Below are 1,607 nucleotides of genomic sequence, written 5' to 3'. Positions count from 1 at the left end.
GTGAACAGGCGGTTCGCCAACGGCACCGCCCACCGGCCCCGGCGGGCGACGTTGCGCACCCGGTGGGTGAGCCGCGCCCCTCCGCCCACCGGGTCCACCAGGTACTCGCCCCGGTACCACCAGCCGCCCTGAACGGTGACCACCCGCCGGGACCGGTCCACCTCGACCCGGCCGCCGCCGAGCGCGGTCAGGAGCCCGGCCGGCACGGCGTCGGCGGTCGCCGGCACGGTGGCCGACACCTCGACCAGCGGGTCCCTCACGCCGCCTCGCCCGGCACCGGGGTGCGGCGCGTGTTCTGGAACGAGGTGATCCGCCACGCGTCCCCCTCGTGGACCAGCACGCAGGTGACGGTGGAGGCGCGTTCCGGGTCGGGTTCGCCGTCGAGGGAGGAGCCGCCGCCGGACACCGCGACCGCGACGTCCGGGCGGATGAACCGGATCGCCGGCGGCTCGCCGCCGCCGGTCAGCCTCGACCCCTTGAGCGGCCCGGCGAACAGCGCGCGGTGCCCCGCCTCGATGGCCCGGCGGCCGGGCGTGTTCCGGCCGAAGAAGGTGATGTAGTCGGCGTCTTCGGTGAACAAGCCGGCGTAGGCGGTGGCGTCGCCCGCGTTCCACGCCTCGACGAGCGCGTCCAGGACGGCGCGCACGGCTGCCTCTCGGTCGGACGTCATCGGTTCCCCCTTGTTTCGAACGGTGTTCGTTCCGCGAACGATGGTCGTCCGCGAACGGCGTTCGTGTCAAGTACGGTGTTCGGATGAGCCCTGCCGAGCCGCCCTGGCGCACCCCGCCCGCCCGCCGCGCGGCCAAGCCGCGCCTGTCGCAGGACCTGGTCGTGCGCACCGGTCTGGAGGTCCTGGTCGCCGAAGGCCTGGAGGCGGTGAGCATGCGTCGCGTCGCCCAGGCGCTGGACACCGGACCGGCCTCGCTCTACGCGCACGTCGCCACCAAGGACGAGCTGGTCGAGCTGATGCTCGACCAGGTGCTGGAGGAGGTGCCGCTGCCCGCGCCGGACCCGGACCGCTGGCGCGGGCAGGTCAAGGAGCTGCTGTGCGGGCAGGTCGCGGCCATGCACCGCTACCCGGGCATCGCCAAGGTCGCCTGGCAGGTGCTGGTGCCGGTCGGGCCGAACGCCCTGCGGCACGGCGAGGCGCTGCTGAGCCTGCTGCGCGCGGGCGGCCTGTCGCTGCGGCACGCCGCCTACGCGGCGGACGCGCTGGCCCTCTACACCAAGGCGTTCGCCTACGAGGGCAGCCTGTGGGTCTCGGGCGCGCTGGACCCGGCCGAGGTGGAGGCCAGGGGCAGGCGCATGGCCGAGTACATGGGCTCCCTGCCGTCCGGCACGTTCGCCAACATGCTCGGGACCGGCGAGCTGTTCACCGCGGAGACCGCGGCCGAGCGGTTCGAGTTCGGGTTGGACATGCTGCTGGGCGGGCTCGCCGCGGTGTCCGAACGGCAACCACCGCCGTGAGCGCGCCCAGCGGACCGGCGCACCGGTCGAGCGCCGCCGTCCGGGTCTCCGCCGTCCGGGTCTCCGCCGTCCGGGTCGCCGCCGTCGGGGTGCGGCACCCGGCGACGTGCCGACCCGGGACACCGCCAAGGGGTCCCGGG

Annotated in this window: 3 protein-coding genes; 1 reads left to right on the top strand and 2 read right to left on the bottom strand. The window is 75.1% G+C overall.

Annotation, left to right across the window (positions count from 1 at the left end; genetic code table 11):
• Window positions 1-260: hypothetical protein (locus ACFV4N_RS43570; protein ID WP_499678570.1), on the bottom strand; the 260-nt coding region annotated here is incomplete at its 3' end.
• Window positions 257-670 (bottom strand): SgcJ/EcaC family oxidoreductase, encoded by a 414-nt coding sequence (locus ACFV4N_RS43565; RefSeq protein ID WP_499678569.1) that lies wholly within the window; start codon window positions 668-670, stop codon window positions 257-259. The genes ACFV4N_RS43565 and ACFV4N_RS43570, both read right to left, overlap by 4 nt.
• An 83-nt stretch (window positions 671-753) precedes the next feature.
• Between ACFV4N_RS43565 and ACFV4N_RS43560 the strand changes: the two genes are divergently transcribed.
• Window positions 754-1,467 (top strand): TetR/AcrR family transcriptional regulator, encoded by a 714-nt coding sequence (locus ACFV4N_RS43560; RefSeq protein WP_499678568.1) that lies wholly within the window; start codon window positions 754-756, stop codon window positions 1,465-1,467.
• Window positions 1,468-1,607 lie beyond the last annotated feature (140 nt).

Origin of the sequence: Actinosynnema sp. NPDC059797 (assembly GCF_042732085.1) — a bacterium.
GTDB lineage: Bacteria > Actinomycetota > Actinomycetes > Mycobacteriales > Pseudonocardiaceae > Actinosynnema.
The sequence above is the reverse complement of the archived record's forward strand: the minus strand, read 5'-3'. Positions and strand labels throughout refer to the sequence as shown.